The sequence below is a fragment of the Micromonospora ureilytica genome (assembly GCF_015751765.1).
Taxonomy (GTDB): Bacteria; Actinomycetota; Actinomycetes; order Mycobacteriales; family Micromonosporaceae; genus Micromonospora; species Micromonospora ureilytica.
This window is the reverse complement of record NZ_JADOTX010000001.1, coordinates 5,419,571-5,433,498: the sequence shown is the minus strand read 5'-3', so window position 1 is coordinate 5,433,498 and position 13,928 is coordinate 5,419,571. Positions and strand designations below refer to the sequence as shown.

At 69.4% G+C, this 13,928-nt stretch carries 15 protein-coding genes, 1 tRNA gene and 1 riboswitch; of the genes, 8 read left to right on the top strand and 8 right to left on the bottom strand.

All coding sequences use genetic code 11. The features are described from left to right. The first annotated feature begins 127 nt into the window (after positions 1–127). Positions 128–1,141: a C40 family peptidase gene (locus IW248_RS24845; RefSeq protein WP_240639295.1), complete on the top strand. Its 1,014-nt coding sequence runs from the start codon at positions 128–130 to the stop codon at positions 1,139–1,141. A 57-nt stretch (positions 1,142–1,198) separates the two neighbouring features. On the opposite strand, the gene IW248_RS24840 is transcribed toward IW248_RS24845, so the two are convergent. Further along, on the bottom strand, positions 1,199–3,181 hold the full coding sequence (locus IW248_RS24840) for an N-acetylmuramoyl-L-alanine amidase (protein WP_196928891.1): 1,983 nt from the start codon (positions 3,179–3,181) through the stop codon (positions 1,199–1,201). A gap of 235 nt (positions 3,182–3,416) precedes the next feature. Further along, positions 3,417–3,552: riboswitch (cyclic di-AMP (ydaO/yuaA leader) on the top strand. A 13-nt stretch (positions 3,553–3,565) separates the two neighbouring features. Between IW248_RS24840 and IW248_RS33765 the strand changes: the two genes are divergently transcribed. Beyond that, positions 3,566–4,606, top strand: coding sequence for a C40 family peptidase (locus tag IW248_RS33765; RefSeq protein ID WP_196928890.1), 1,041 nt, complete (start codon positions 3,566–3,568; stop codon positions 4,604–4,606). A gap of 73 nt (positions 4,607–4,679) precedes the next feature. Here IW248_RS33765 and dcd read toward each other — a convergent pair whose 3' ends face one another. Beyond that, a complete protein-coding gene (dcd, locus tag IW248_RS24830; protein WP_196928889.1) occupies positions 4,680–5,258 on the bottom strand; it encodes a dCTP deaminase in 579 nt (192 codons plus the stop codon). A gap of 99 nt (positions 5,259–5,357) precedes the next feature. Between dcd and IW248_RS24825 the strand changes: the two genes are divergently transcribed. The 4 genes from IW248_RS24825 (at position 5,358) to IW248_RS24810 (ending at position 8,040) form a co-directional block, all read left to right on the top strand. Next, a complete protein-coding gene (locus IW248_RS24825; RefSeq protein WP_124821301.1) occupies positions 5,358–5,915 on the top strand; it encodes a pyridoxamine 5'-phosphate oxidase family protein in 558 nt (185 codons plus the stop codon). Positions 5,916–6,197: 282 nt separating this feature from the next. Continuing rightward, positions 6,198–6,271: transfer RNA gene (locus IW248_RS24820), tRNA-Gly, on the top strand. Between the two features lie 166 nt (positions 6,272–6,437). Next, on the top strand, positions 6,438–6,971 hold the full coding sequence (locus IW248_RS24815; RefSeq protein ID WP_231396429.1) for a SigE family RNA polymerase sigma factor: 534 nt from the start codon (positions 6,438–6,440) through the stop codon (positions 6,969–6,971). After that, positions 6,961–8,040 carry a hypothetical protein gene (locus tag IW248_RS24810; RefSeq protein WP_196928888.1) on the top strand — a complete coding sequence of 360 codons (1,080 nt, stop codon included), beginning with the start codon at positions 6,961–6,963 and terminating at the stop codon, positions 8,038–8,040. Before IW248_RS24815 ends, IW248_RS24810 begins: the two co-directional genes overlap by 11 nt. 89 nt (positions 8,041–8,129) lie before the next feature. On the opposite strand, the gene IW248_RS24805 is transcribed toward IW248_RS24810, so the two are convergent. Genes IW248_RS24805 through IW248_RS24790 form a run of 4 tightly spaced genes read right to left on the bottom strand, consistent with a single transcriptional unit; the run spans position 8,130 to position 11,430 of the window. Further along, positions 8,130–8,660: a 2'-5' RNA ligase family protein gene (locus tag IW248_RS24805; RefSeq protein WP_196928887.1), complete on the bottom strand. Its 531-nt coding sequence runs from the start codon at positions 8,658–8,660 to the stop codon at positions 8,130–8,132. Positions 8,661–8,713: 53 nt separating this feature from the next. After that, complete coding sequence (locus IW248_RS24800) at positions 8,714–9,403, bottom strand: class I SAM-dependent methyltransferase (protein ID WP_196928886.1); 690 nt, start codon at positions 9,401–9,403, stop codon at positions 8,714–8,716. Between the two features lie 11 nt (positions 9,404–9,414). Continuing rightward, positions 9,415–10,464 carry an LD-carboxypeptidase gene (locus IW248_RS24795; protein ID WP_196928885.1) on the bottom strand — a complete coding sequence of 350 codons (1,050 nt, stop codon included), beginning with the start codon at positions 10,462–10,464 and terminating at the stop codon, positions 9,415–9,417. A gap of 36 nt (positions 10,465–10,500) precedes the next feature. Then, positions 10,501–11,430, bottom strand: coding sequence for a 2-dehydropantoate 2-reductase N-terminal domain-containing protein (locus tag IW248_RS24790; RefSeq protein ID WP_231396428.1), 930 nt, complete (start codon positions 11,428–11,430; stop codon positions 10,501–10,503). A 97-nt stretch (positions 11,431–11,527) separates the two neighbouring features. Here IW248_RS24790 and IW248_RS24785 point away from each other — a divergent pair, with 97 nt between their 5' ends. After that, positions 11,528–12,097 carry a TetR/AcrR family transcriptional regulator gene (locus tag IW248_RS24785; RefSeq protein ID WP_196928883.1) on the top strand — a complete coding sequence of 190 codons (570 nt, stop codon included), beginning with the start codon at positions 11,528–11,530 and terminating at the stop codon, positions 12,095–12,097. Between the two features lie 39 nt (positions 12,098–12,136). After that, positions 12,137–12,511, top strand: a complete 375-nt coding sequence (locus tag IW248_RS24780; RefSeq protein ID WP_307788208.1) for a VOC family protein — start codon at positions 12,137–12,139, stop codon at positions 12,509–12,511. Positions 12,512–12,536: 25 nt separating this feature from the next. On the opposite strand, the gene IW248_RS24775 is transcribed toward IW248_RS24780, so the two are convergent. Together IW248_RS24775 and IW248_RS24770 are read right to left on the bottom strand one after the other, a co-directional pair. Then, a complete protein-coding gene (locus IW248_RS24775) occupies positions 12,537–13,181 on the bottom strand; it encodes a dihydrofolate reductase family protein (protein ID WP_196928882.1) in 645 nt (214 codons plus the stop codon). Positions 13,182–13,213: 32 nt separating this feature from the next. Beyond that, on the bottom strand, positions 13,214–13,918 hold the full coding sequence (locus tag IW248_RS24770) for a dihydrofolate reductase family protein (protein ID WP_196928881.1): 705 nt from the start codon (positions 13,916–13,918) through the stop codon (positions 13,214–13,216). Positions 13,919–13,928 lie beyond the last annotated feature (10 nt).

The window sequence follows — 13,928 nt, the reverse complement described above, 5'->3', positions numbered from 1 at the left end:
GATGGTTACTGCGGTCACCTTGATTACCGCCCCGAGCTTCCCTAATGTGAGGCACCGACCGCTGTGGGTCGTCTGCCTCGGCCCTTCCCTCACGCGAGGCGCCCGGCGGTCGGTTGCAAAGGAGTCGGTGCCGGTGGCAACCATGCCCCCTCATCGTCACGACCTGACTGCGTCTGCTCGCTCTGGTGGCCTGCGCCGCGTCGCGCACCGGGTGCTCGTCCTGGTCGCTGCCGCAGCGGTCGGCGCCGGTCTGCTGACCGCGCCGGCACATGCCGCGCCCACGGTCGACGAGATCGAGGCGCAGATCGACAAGAAGTGGGAGCAGTTGGAGCCCACCATCGAGCAGTACAACAAGGTCCGGGCGCAGCTGAAGGTCAACCGGCAGAAGTCGGCGAACCTGCAGAAGAAGATCGAGCCGCTGGCGCTGCAGAGCGAGCTGGCGCTCAACCGGGTCGGCGATCTCGCCTCCCGCTACTACATCTCGGGCCCGTCGCAAGACATCGGCGCGCTGCTGGTCAGCGCCAAGCCGGACACGCTCACCGAGCAGCTCACCATCCTCGACCGGCTCGCCGCGCGGGAGCGCAAGGAGGTCGAGGGCGTGCTGGCCGTACGGGCCAAGTACGACGGTGAGAAGCAAAAGCTGGACGCGCTGATCGTCACCCAGACCAAGCAGCAGAACGAGCTGGCGGCCAAGAAGAAGCAGATCGACGCCGAGATCAAGCAACTCGAGGCGTCGATGCCGAAGACCACCGTCAAGACCGCGGCCTGCCCGACGATCAACGGAGTGTTCAGCGCGGCCGCCCGCACCGCGATCAAGACCGCCTGCGGCAAGGTCGGCAAGCCGTACGTCTGGGGTGCCACCGGGCCGAACTCGTTCGACTGCTCGGGACTGACCCAGTACGCCTACAAGGCGGCCGGGATCTACCTAACCCACCACACCGGTGACCAGTGGAACGAGGGCAAGGCCGTTTCGCGAGCCGACGCCCGGCCCGGTGACCTGGTCTTCTTCTTCTCCGGCCTGAGTCATGTCGGGCTCTATCTGGGCAACAACACAATGGTGCACGCGCCACGTGCCGGCAAACCGGTGCAGGTGTCCAGCATCAACACCATGCCCGTCGCCGGGTTCCGTAGACCCGGCTGATCCACCCAGCGCCAACACGACGGCCCCCGGTCACCGACCGGGGGCCGTCGTGGTTTCTCAGCGGGGCGCTCCCACCGGGGATGGCAGCAGCTGCACGTCGGCGAGGTCGACGTACATGATCCGGTGGCCGAACTGGATCTGCGCGTAGCGGTTCTTGCCGCGAATCACCGTCCAGTCGCCGGGCGAGGAGCCGTCGACGGTGCTGGCCCGGTAGTACTCGCCAGCCAGCACCGCGCCGACGGCGTACCGCTGCCCGGCGGTCAGGGTGTACTGCAGCGGCGAGATCGCCTGGTAGGGCACCCCGTCCGGGTACGCCGACTGCTCCGGGTAGGCCCGTCCGTACACCGGAATGGTGGTCCGGCCGGGCTTCGGGGTGGCCACGACACCGACGGTCCAGCTGGCGGTCGGCGCGGACGCCGGGTTGTGGAACCAGGCCCGCTGCCCGAGGTACCAGATCGCCGTCCAGTCGCCCTGCCGTCCGGCCAGCGCGTACGTCTGCCCGGCGGAGGCCCGGGCACCGTGGTCCGACACGGCCATCGTGTTCGGGGTGCCGTCCGGGCGGAGCGCGATGTCGTTGACCAGTGGCGCGTCCGCGGACGGTGCGCTGCGCAGCACGACCGCCGAGGAGCCGCGCGGCGCGCACGGGACGCCTGCGGTGACGCAGTCGGTGAACGCCGGCCGGTTGGTGGCGTAGTCCGGGTAGATCCGGACCAGCCCGGTGGCCGGGGTGCCGGTGTCCAGTCGAGGTGCGTGCAGCAGGTCGAAGTAGTGCGTCCAGTCCCAGTACGGCCCCGGATCCCAGTGCATTCCCCGCACTGTCGAGGGGATGGTGCCGGGCACGTTGTCGTGGCCGATGATGTGTTGGCGGTCCAGTGGGATGCCCAGCCGCAGCGCCAGGTGCCGGACCAGCTTCGCCGAGGTCCGGTACATCGCCTCGGTGTACCAGGTGCCCTGCGCCGCGAAGCCCTCGTGTTCCAGACCGATCGACTTGGCGTTGACGTACCAGTTGCCGGCGTGCCAGCCGACGTCAGTGGTCCGCACGTGCTGGGCGATGTGCCCGTCGACCGAGCGCAGCGAGTAGTGCCAGCTCACGTAGGTCGGATCCTGGACGAGTTGCAGTGTCGTCGCCCAACTCGCCTCGGTGTCGTGGATGACGATGTACTCGATCTTCTGCCGCGCGGGCCGGTCGGAGAGGTCGTGGTTGCCGTAGTCCCCGTCGCCGAACGCCTCGTAGGGCGCCGGGATCCATTCACAGGAGATGGTGCGGGGGCACTCCACCCCGTCCGGGCGGGCCAGCCGGCGCAGACCCAGCCGGTCCAACCAGGAACGCTCGGGCCGCACCGTACGGGCCGGCAGGGTGATCCGCTGGCCGTCGTCGGTCACCCGGGTCTGGCCCGCGCCGATGGTGGTGAAGACCTCGTCGGCGAAGGCCGCGGCGGCGTCGGCGCTGTCCGCGCCGGAGTAGCGGGCCACCGCGCCGTACCAGGCCGCCGGGTCGGTGTCCGCGCCGACCGGCGCGTTCAGATCCCGTTGGTACGCGCTCAGCAGCGCGGCCCCACCCCGGATGTTGAGGCCCGCGTCGGTGCGCAGTGCCTCGGGGGTGGCACCGGTCAGCGTGGCGGCGGCGTCCACGGTCTGCAACGCGGCGGTGGACGGCGCGGGGGCCTCGACGGGCCGGGGCGCGGGCACCCGGGCGGGACGGGAGTCGTCGCCGCGTGGGTCCTCGGCGCCGGCGTCGTGGTGACCGCGCCCCGGTAGGGCAGCCACGTGCCGGGCGTCGGTCAGGTGCATCGGGCCGTACCCGCCACTGGTGCTCGGTGTGCCGGCGTTGGTGTCCCAGCGCGACTCCAGGTAGGAGACGCCGAGCAGCACGACGGTCGGCACGCCGTACTCGGTGGCCGCGGCGGCGTACTGGTGTTGGCGGTCGGTGGTGGGCGCGGCGGCGGCCGGGCCGACGGAGAGCGGCACCGTGGTCGCGGCGGCGACCACGGTGGCGGCGAGCAGTGCCCGCCAGCCGGTCGACAGGGTTGGATGGTGCATCGAACCCCCTAGATTCTCGCGGAGTGAGGTCAGGTCACCATCGCGCCGCCCGGGAGGTCAGGTCAATACCTTTCCATCTATCGAAGCATGCGGAAAGAATTCTTCACACACGGTCGGTGACCTCGTCCAATCCGTACGGAGTGTCACGGCCGCATGGGTTGCGGATCGGTAACAAGCGTCTCTACTCTGGTCATTCGTCGGCCCGACAGCAGCTCCGCCCAGCCCGGGCGGTAACGGACCGACACCGCCGAGTCGTTTCCGAGCGAACCGGGGACCCAGGTCCCTCGGGGTGAATCCGCAGCCACTGCGGTAGGGCGCCGACTTCCCGCCCGAACCCGTCAGCTAACCCGGTAGGCGGTCAGGAAGAAGGAGTACGGAACCCCGGTGGCACTCCATGCCCCGCGGCCGTCGTCCGAGCGGTCGGCATCAGCCGGCCCGCCGTCGATCGTGCCGCGCCCACGCTGGTCCCGCTTCACCACCGCACTCGCCGCGCTGGCCGGCATCGCCGTCGTCCTGACCGGCACTGCCACGGCGGCCCACGCAGACCCGTCCGTCGCCGAGATCGAGCGCCAGATCGACGCCGACTGGAACAAGCTCGAACCGATCATCGAACGGCACAACGCCACTCGCACCGACCTCGCCGCGAAGCGCAAGCAGGCCGACGCGCTGGCCGCCCGGATCACCCCGCTGGAGCGTCAGGTCGACGCCGCGATGGACAAGGTCAGCGCCCTGGCCGTACGCGCCTACATGGGTGAGAACGTCTCGACAGTCAACGCGATGCTGGGGAGCCGGTCGCCGAGCGAGGTGGTCGGTCAGCTCGAAATGCTCGACCGCTTCGCGCACAACCAGCAGAAGGACGTACGCCAGGTGGCCGACCTGCGCGACCAGCTGGCCGCGCAGAAGGCGCCGCTGGACGAGATGGTGGCCCAGCTGGCCCGCACCGAAGCTCAGCTGGCGGCGAAGAAGAAGCAGATCAACGACGAGATCGACCGCCTGCAGAAGCTGCGCCTCAAGGTGTACGGCAGCGGCGGCGGCGGCCCGCTGCGCCCAGCGCCCTGCCCGGGCAGCTACCCCGGCGGCGCCGCGGGCACCGCTGTCAAGTTCGCCTGCGCGCAGATCGGCAAGCCCTACGTCTGGGGTGCCGAGGGTCCGAACTCGTACGACTGCTCCGGGCTGATGCTGGCCGCCTGGGCGAAGGCCGGTGTGTCGCTGCCGCACAACGCCGCCGCGCAGAGCCGCGTCACGAAGGACGTCAGCAAGGGCGACCTGCGCCCCGGCGACCTGGTCTTCTACTACAGCGACATCCACCACGTCGGCATGTACGTCGGCGGCGGCTGGGTGGTGCACGCCTCGCAGGCCGGTCAACCGGTCAAGATGAAGAAGGTCGACGACGGCCCGATCCACAGCTACGGCCGCCCGGGCTGACCCCGGGTGATCGAAGGGCCCGCCGCGATCCGTCGCGGCGGGCCCTTGTCGTCGTGGTTCTAGCGGGTGAACCTCAGCGGGTTGGCCAGGTGCGCCAGTGCTGCCAGGCGCGGCTGGGCGTCGGCCCCCGCTGGCCCTGGTAGCGCGAGCCGTAGACCGCCGAGCCGTACGGGTGCTCGGCCGGCGAGGAGAGCCGGAAGATGCAGAGCTGCCCGATCTTCATGCCCGGCCACAGGGTGATCGGCAGGTTCGCCACGTTCGAGAGTTCCAGGGTCACGTGACCGGAGAAGCCCGGGTCGATGAAACCGGCGGTGGAGTGCGTGAGCAGCCCGAGCCGGCCCAGGGAGCTCTTGCCCTCCAGTCGGCCGGCGAGTTGGTCACCCAGCGAGATGACCTCCAGCGTCGAGGCGAGCACGAACTCCCCCGGGTGCAGCACGAACGGCTCGCCGTCGGGGACCTCGACCACCGATGTCAGGTCGTCCTGCTGCATGGCGGGGTCGATGTGGGTGTAGAGGTGGTTGTTGAAGACCCGGAACAGCCGGTCGAGTCGGACGTCGATGCTGGACGGTTGGACCAGGGTGGGCTCGAACGGCTCCAGGCCCAGCGTGCCGGCCTTGATCTCGGAGACCAGGTCGCGGTCGGAGAGCAGCATCGGACCACCATAGCCGCGTTGCCAAAAGTGGCCGGATTCGGTGCCGGTGACCAGCGCGTCGAGGTCGCCGCTCGTACATTTGTTCGATAGAATGCCCGCATGGCTTCCTGGTCCGAATTCGCCGCCGACGAGCCCCGACTCGCCGACGGGATCCGCGTTCTCCTCCAGCAGTACGGGCCGGGCTTCGGCTATCTGGCCACGGTCCGCGCCGACGGCGGGCCCCGCGTCCATCCGGTCTCCCCGGTCATCACCGCCGAAGGGCTGTTCTGCTTCATCATCGACTCGCCCAAGCGCCGCGACCTCGAACGAGACGGCCGTTACGCGCTGCACTCGTTCCCGCCGGAGGAGAGCGACGACGAGGCGTACGTGGCGGGCCGCGCCCGTCCGGTGACCGATCCGGTCCGGCTGGCGCAGCTGGCGCAGAGCGCCCGGGCCGAGCCGCAGGTCGACTGGCGGCTCTTCGAGTTCACCGTCGACGTGGCGATGCTCACCCGCCGCGAGCAGCACATCGCGGGCATTCCGGGCCTCGCGCCGGGTCGGCCGGCCGTTCGGGTCTGGCTCGACCCGCACGCCCCGTCGGCTGCCGCCGCCCCACTTGCCGTCCCGCAGGCGCGCCCGACCCGCCTCAGCCGCGACGTCCAGTGCACGGCCGCCTGACCATGATCTGAAGATCATCGGCGCGCTGGCTCCGTCGTCACGGAGCCGGCGCCCGGCCGTACGCCCCGCCCTGCACCGCGCCCTGCACCCGTCCGCCCCGACGCTGCATGATCAACTCGGTTTCGGTGAAACCGCGGTGTCCCGGCGCTTCGGATGCCCCGACTTCCAGAAAGCCGAGTGGATCAACCGGACCGACCCGGGCGGTGCGGTACGCGAACAGCAACGGCGGGCGGGGGTACCTGGGTGCACGGGCTCGACCACTCGGGTACAGTGGTGCCGCTTGCGGGTGTAGTTCAATGGCAGAACATCAGCTTCCCAAGCTGACAGTGCGGGTTCGATTCCCGTCACCCGCTCCACCGCGAAGGCCCTGGCCAGGACGAGAGTCCCAGCCAGGGCCTTCGATGCTGTTGCGGCCAGCAGCGCTCGCGGCCGACAAGACCCTGAGGGCCCCGAACCCCGGCCGTTCCAGCGTTAACCTCGCTGGCCTCCCAGAGCGTTCAAGTGGTGGGAGGTACACACACGATGCAACGACCTCGGGAACTGGCGCCACCGGAAGGCTTCGCCGAGTTCGTCGCGGCGCGCTCCGATGCACTGCTGCGTTCGGCCTGGCTGCTCACCGGTGACGCCGGGCGCGCCGAGGACCTGTTGCAGACGGTCCTGGCAGACGTCTGGCGGCGCTGGGCCACGATCAGGAGCGCCGGGCATCCCGAGGCGTACCTGCGCCGAGCGTTGTTCACCACCTACGTCTCCTGGTGGCGGCGGCGCTGGCGCAGCGAGATTCCAAGCCAGCCACCGGACGGGCCCTCACGTGGCGACGTGGCAGGGGAGTCCGTTGACCGGGACGCGGTACGCCGCGCGTTGGCCCGGCTCAGCCGGCAGCAGCGGGCGATCGTGGTGCTCCGCTACGTCGAGGACCTGACGGTGCAGCGGACAGCGGAAGTGCTCGGCTGCTCGCACAACACGGTCAAGGTGCAGGCCTTCCGTGCCCTACGGATTCTGCGTACCGATCCGAATCTTGAGCTGTTTGCCGCTTGGAGGTCGCGAAGTGACGCGTGAAGATGAGGACATCAGGCTCCTGTTGACAAGCGCCGTTCCCCCACTGACGCCACCACCGGATCGGGTTGTCGAGGTGGCGAGGCGCGTCCGCCGGCACCGGCAGCGCCTGATCGGGAGCGCCGCGCTCGCCGTTGCCGTGGCCGTTGGGCTGGGCGTCGGAGGGGCGCAGATCCTCACCGATGGCAACCGTGCCCCCTCGATGGCGGGCGATTCCGGCGGACAGGGGCAGTGGACTTCGTGCGTCGAGGCTGCACCGGAGATGGTCAAGCGCGGCTTCAATGTCCGGACCGAGGAGGCAGCCGCCCTGCCCCGCCTCGGCGATGGCTTCATCCCCGCCGAGGCCGTCATCTGCCGGCTGGTCCAACGCGCTAACGTGGGCGAGGACGTGCTGGTGACGGAACAGCGCAGCTACGACGCCGCCGCCCTCGCCGCCCTCGCCGCCGTGCTCCGCCTGCCTGATGCGCCACAGAATCCCAACCCCCTCTGCAGGGCGAACCTGCAGATGGCACCCTGGCTCGCGCTCGTTGACGCGGAGGGCCGGTGGACACGGCCCGGCATACCACTCGCTACCTGCCACAACCATCTCCCCGACGCGGTCAGTGAAGCCCTTCATGCCCTGCCGCTGACCACCGTGGCAACCCATCGGCTCGCCGAGTCGCCCACGGCGGGGTGCGACATGACAGCGCTGGCGAGGACGAGCGACCCTGACGCCCGTCCCGGCGCCCTGCCGGAGCCGTTCCCCGCCAGGCAGCAGGTCCGCCTCTGCGTCTACGACGTGCCGAAGAGTCAGCAGGGAAGCCGCATGCTAGACGGCGACTTCGCGCACGGGACGGTGCTGCCGGAGGACCGACGGGCAGCGATCGAGGGTGCGCTGCGCTCGTCCGGGCCGGCGAACCCGTGCCATACCCGCGCCAGCCGCTTCGCGGTGCTGAGTCCGTTGACCGGCAGTGGCCCGCACACCTACGTCGAACTCGACGGCTGCCGTCGAGTCACCATGGGAGCCGCTCCTGATCCTGTGATCAACGCGCAGGGCGACGCCGCGCTGATCGCGCTCATCGACAAGCCGTGACCTGTAGGGCGGGACGTCCGGGGAAATCCGGCCAACGGCCGTGCCTGGAGGTCATGCCGAGATCGCTTGTAGCCCCGTACCAGCCGCCGCTAAGGGTGGGTGCCCAACGGGAACTCACGGACGGTGCGCCACGGGCTGACGTCCGGTGTTCCGGCGATGAGCCGGACCCTGTCGATCGCCGCGTTGATCGGCAGGTGAGCGGAGATGGTTTCCGCGGCGTGGCTCAACACGGGCTTGGCGGCGTCGTGACCAATGGTCAGGTGCGGCACCACATCGCTGTGCGCCCCGGCGTACGGGGGTGCCTCGGGAAACCGTTGCCACACTGCCTCGGTGAGGTCGCGGAAGGGCCGGTCTGGCTGCGGGGCAAGCCAGACGACCGCGTCACCGAACCAGCCGACGTGCGTCAGTGCGACGTCGAACCTTGGTATCTCGGCAAGGGTCTCGCGCAGCACGGCCAGGGCCTGCTCGTTGATCCGCTGCGGAGGTAGGAACGGGTAGAGGACGGTCACGTGCGCTGGCACGCCCCAGGAGGCGGCCGGGTCCAGCGATGCCCGGAACTGGCCCACCGCCTCCTCGGCCTCGGGTATCGGCACGATGAGCGCCGTCTGTGTCGGTTCCATACCCGTAGCTTCCCGACCATGACTGGTGCCGGTCCACCGTCAGCCGTCCGTTCTCAAACTCCGGACCGCAGTCGTGCGGCGAGGAAGGACGGCCGTTCGGTGAGACGGGTGTACGCGGCTTCGTCGACCTCTCGGAGTTCGGCGCCCGGCCGCGGCTCGACGAGCTTCTCCAGAGTGAATCCGGCGTCCAGGAGTTCGCCGAGGAATGCTTCCAGCGTCGTGCGCTGGAAGTGGAGGACCCCGGGCCCGTGCGGCAGGTCGACCCAGGACTGGTCGTAGTAGGAACCGCCGAAGTATCGCCAGTCAGCTGTCGGATGAGTGATCGAGATGACCAGCCAGCCGGCGGGACGTAGGACTCGGCGCATCTCGGCGAGCAACTGTCGCCGGTTGGTCACGTGGTGGATGACCAGAGCGCAGACGATCCCGTCGAAGGACGCGTCAGCGGCGAAGTCCAACGGCTGTTCCAGGTCGTGCAGGCGCAACTCCGCTCGGGCGGCACGTGAGTGGGCATGGCGGAGCACTGTGGCGCTTGCGTCGATGCCGGTCACCCGGGCGCCTCGCGCCAGCAGTTCGGCTGCGTAGTGGCCGGCACCGCAGCCGACATCGAGGATGTCCGCGTTGGCGACGTCACCAGCGAGCGCCAGCATCGCCGGCCGATCGGTGTACGCGTTGTAGGGGCTGGTGTTGGCGTTCTGCGCGAAGAACTCACCGAGTTCGTCGTGATATCCGGTCTCGATCGGCATCTGAGCACAATCTATCGGTAGTCGGCGAAGATTCGACGGCCCACACCATCGACGGTGATCGGGCCGCCGTGCGGAAGGATCCACTGCGGTCTGGTGTGACCGAACGGGACGCCGACGCAGACGACTGCCTCGGGGTTGTAGCGGGTCACCACGTCGACGACAGTGTCGCGCTGCTGCTCGCGTAGCCGTGCCCGATCTGCGGCAGCGGGTCGGCGGGCGTGGTCGGAGACCGGCGGACGGGCGACCAGGACCGCGTCGACGGCGCTGAGGAGACCGCGTTCACCCAGTGACCGGACGATGAAGCCGACCTCTCGGGCGGGAAGGAGTTCCTCCGACGTCTCGATGATCAGCACTCCGCCGTGCAGCGCCTCGGGGGGAAACGGGAAGCGTCCCGCCGTCAGGATCCACTGGATGACTTCCAGGCAGCCGCCCCAGGTGGGGCCGGTTACCGTGCGGGGCGGCCCGTACCAGCTCCACGGCTCCGTCGGCTCGCGCTCTCCGAAGGACTTCAACGCCTGCGGATCTGCCCAGTCGATGCCGACATCCTCGGACTCACCCGGATCGGTGATCTCCAGCCGTTCCCCGGTGAGTAACGCCGCTCGCAGCGACCGGGCGTGGATGTCGTCCACGGCCGGCCCGGGGCCGAGGTGCACCTGTGAGGATCCGCCGTAGAAGCTGGCGATGCCGAGGCCCCAGAGCCAGTGGTGCAGGTTGGTGTTGTCGCTGGTGCCGAGGAACGGCTTCGGGTCGGCTCGGGCCAGGTCGGCGTCGAGGTGGGGGATGACAGTGATCTGGTCGTCGCCGCCGATGACGGCGAGAATGCCGCGTACCCGGGGATCCGCGAAGGCGGCGTTGATGTCCGCCGCACGGGCTGCCGCGGTCGCGCCCACCTGGCGGGTGGTGGGGTATTCGATCGGAACGAGGCCGGTCAGGTCAGCGAGCCGTCGCATGGCCTGCTCGTGGATCCCGGGAAAGGCGCCTGCCGCGGCGAAGGACGGCGAAAGGACCGCGATGTGGTCGCCTGGACGTGCCTTCCGAGGACGGACGAGCTCATGCTCCATGTCGAGATCCAACAGGTGCGCGAGCCCGTACGCATCTCATTTCTCCGCGGTGAAGTAGGGCTCGGCTGCCTCCAGCCGGGGCACCTCCACGCCCAGCCTGCGCGCCTCCGCAAGGGTGTCGCGGCAGACCGCGCGCAGCTCCTCCGGGTTGGCGTGGGCCTCCATGACCAGGCGCATCGGCGGGAAGTGCCTGAACAGCCAGGCCATCGCCGGTGCTGCCAGCCAGACGGGAGCGGTGAAGGGCAGTAGCTCGCTGCGGTGCCGCCGCAGATCGACGCCCCGAGCCTCGACGAGCGGCAGGAGTTCGCGGGTGGCAAGGATCGCTTCGCGTACGTTGCCGGGCGTCAGCTTGGACAGCGAGCCCAGCTTCAGACTCTGCGTGTGCAGGCCTGCGTTCTGGACGAAGTGGATCGACAGCCAGCCACGGAAGTCGGAGTTTTCCTGGAGCCTGAACCCCGCGTCACGAAACACCTGGCGCACGGCCTGTTCGCGCTCGGTCGGTGGCCTGTCGAAGGTGCCGAAGAAGACCACTGGCAGCAGAGCCCCATGCAGCACACCGTCGTCGCCGAACCCGCCGCCGGCCCCGGGAAAGCCCCAGGCCACCTGGTCAGCGGGAAGGTGTTCGGTCGCGGTCAGCGGCTCGACCCACAGGTTGTTGAAGACGAGCACCGTGGCTCCGCCCACACGCGGTCCCAGGAAGGCCGCGGCTTCCGGGAAGCCGTAGTGCTGCACGCTGAGCACGATCAGATCGAAGTCGTGGTCCGGCTCCAGCGACTCGCGGTAGCGCACCGGCCACCTCTCGGTGACCCGCTTCCCCCACGGCCGTCGCCGGGCGTCAAGCAGATCAAGATCAATCGCATTGCCGTACGCGGTCGCCCGCCCCGGCCGGACATAGAACTCGACATGGTGCCCGGCCCGTTCCAGAGCCCACCCGTACGTCGCACTGATCACGCCCCGGCCGAACATCAAGATCTTCACGCGGCACCTCGTACCCTATAATTGGAGATCGTCTCCGGTTCTCAAAATATGGAGACAGTCTCCACTTGTCAACATGGGGCCCTACGTGACCGATGCCAAGCCACTGCGCGCCGACGCCCGCCGCAACCGTGACGCCCTGATCGCCAAGGCCCGGGAGCTGTTCGCCGACGGCTGCTTCAACCTGCGCTTCGACGACTTCGCCAAACTGGCCGGCGTGGGCACCGGCACGCTCTACCGCCACTTCCCCACCCGCGAAGCCCTGGCCGAAGCGGTCTACCGCGAAGAACTCACCGCGATGTGCGACCGTGCCCACGAGCTGCAAGCCACCCTCCCAGCCGACGAGGCGCTGGAATCCTTCCTGCGTGGCTTCGTGGACCACCTGCACTGCCACGAGGGCCTCGCTCGGACGCTCGCCACGCTCATGGCCACCCAATCGGGCGCGCTGGCGGAGGGCGCCCAAGCCCTGGGCCAGGTCATCGACGACCTCCTGGCCGCCGCCGTCATGACTGGAACCATCCGTGGCGACGTGGGTGTCGGCACCATCATGATGGCCCTGCACGGCATCTGTGCGGCCTACGACCACCCGACCTACCGAACCGACGCGGACGGTGTCATCACCCTCGTCCTCGCCGGCCTCCGTCGCACGGAAGCATGAGCAGAGTTGGCCTTGTGTCAACCCAGCCACTGTGCTCAGGTGGACTCTGTGTTCACCGAAGCTTTTCCGATCGTGACGACACCTGACCTGCCAAGACTCATCGCGTTCTACCGGGACGTGGTCGGCTTCGAGCTGACCTACCGGTTCCCGGACGAGGGCGCCCCGGAGTTCGTCGCCCTGCGGCTGGGCAGCAGCGAGCTCGGCCTGGCCGCCAACCCGGAGGCTGGCGAGCCGGCCGGCTCGCACCGCTGGGAGTTGTGCGTCTACGCCGACGACTGCGACGCGGCCGTGGGCGCGCTGCGCACGGGTGGGGCGACAGTGACCGAGGAGCCGGTCGACCAGCCGTGGGGTGAGCGGTCCGCGCGGGTCACTGACCCCGACGGCAACCGGTTGCTGGTGCTGGCCCGGCTGTAGCTGTCCGTGCCCCGACGGCGTGCTGTCATCGTCTCCAGAACAGGAGATGGGTGACCCCGCTGGGGCTGGGCACCGACTCGAGGTGGAAGCGGTCGAGCAGTTCGGTGGGGCTGTCCCACAAACGCTCACCCCGTTCGAGGTCGACGGGCGCGACGGCGATGTGCATCGTGTCGACCAGATCGGCCTCGAGGAACTCGCGGATGGTGGCCACCCCACCGCCGAGGCGTACGTCCCGACCGTCGGCTGCCTGCTTCGCCTCGGCCAGTGCTTCCGCCGGGCTGACATCGCGGAAGTGGAACGTGGTGTCGGACAGGCTGAACGACGGACGTTCGTGGTGGGTGAGCACGAAGACCGGCGTGTGGAACGGCGGATTGTCCCCCCACCATCCCTGCCACTCGTGGTCCTCCCAGGGGCCACGTTGGGGGCCGAACTTGTTGCGACCCATGATCTCCGCGCCGATGTTGCACTCGGCGTCGCGGGTCAGGTAGTCGTCCAGCCCACGGGTGCCGCCCGGCTCGGTGCGATACACGAAGCTGGCGGTGGCGGCCCGCCAGGAGAACAGCGCGGTGGGGTCCGCGTGACCGAAGGGCCGTTCCAGGCTCTGCCCCTCTCCGGTCCCGAACCCGTCGCGCGAAACGTTGAAGCACTGCACCCGCAACAGTTGCGGCATGGTGTCTCCCCCTTCCTTCGATGGGCCGTGGTTCAGTTCGCGGTTACCGTCGGGCCGCCTCCGCGGCCCCGATCGTCGAGTACGAGCGGGGCGCGACCGCGCACCGCGTACCGGATGTGGGTCACCTGTGGGGTGGCAAGGACGCGGGTCGGCGTCAGCTCGACTCCCTCCCGGTCGCCCAGGTCGAGGTCCGCGTCGAAGAGCCGCAGGCCGGTGCCGAGCACGACGGGTACGACGTGCAGCTCCAACTCGTCGAGCAGTCCGGCCTTGAGCACCTGCCGTACCAGGCTCCCGCCCCCGGCCACGGCGACATCCTTGCCGCCGGCCACGGCGCGCGCCTGCTCGACGGCGCTGGCCACGCCGTCGGTGACGTAGGTGAAGCTGGTGCCCCCTCCCTTCAGTAGCCGCTGGCGGGGGCGGTGGGTGACGACGAAGACCGGTGCGCGGAACGGCGGCTCCTCACCCCAGGGGATCTCACCCCCGTCGGCCATCCGGCGTCCCATCACGTACGCGCCGGCGGCGCCGAACGACTCGGCGATCACCTCTGAGTTGGTGTCCTGCTCCCCGCCGGCGAAGCCCTGCCGTTCGCGCCAGGCAGCTGCCTCGGTCGCCCACCTGGTGACCCGGAAGAACTTGGCGCTCTCTTCCGAATCCATCCAGTTGCCGTTCCCGTCGAACTGGGGGCCGGCGTAGAAGCCGTCCACCGATACCGACAGCTGTGCGGTCACCTTCGTCATCGCGCCTGGT